General features: G+C 67.2%; 1 protein-coding gene. It reads right to left on the reverse strand.

All coding sequences use genetic code 11. The features are described 5' to 3' along the window. The coding region (locus tag B0E46_RS17585; protein ID WP_168171100.1) for a hypothetical protein at positions 1 to 302 on the reverse strand (302 nt) is incomplete at both ends.

Genomic DNA, 302 nt, shown 5'->3' on the forward strand with positions numbered 1-302 from the left:
TGGTCGCCTGCAGGTTGCCGCCAATGCTGCCGCTACCCAGGTTCAGCGCTCCCGTGCTGATCGCCGTCAGCGCGCCCGTGCTCAACGTGCCCAGCGTCAATGCACCCGCATCCGTGATCTGCGTCGTGCCACCGGTCAGGCTCACCGCTCCCGTGAAGTTGTTCCCGGCATTGGTCAGCGTGATCGCGCCCGTCCCCGCATTGATGTTGCTCGTGCCGCTCACCGCCAGTGCGCCGCTCTCGCTGACCGCACCGTTGTTGCTGGTCGCCTGCAGGTTGCCGCCAATGCTGCCGCTACCCAGG

The organism is Rhodanobacter sp. B04 (assembly GCF_002001125.1).
In the GTDB taxonomy this organism is placed as follows: Bacteria; Pseudomonadota; Gammaproteobacteria; order Xanthomonadales; family Rhodanobacteraceae; genus Rhodanobacter.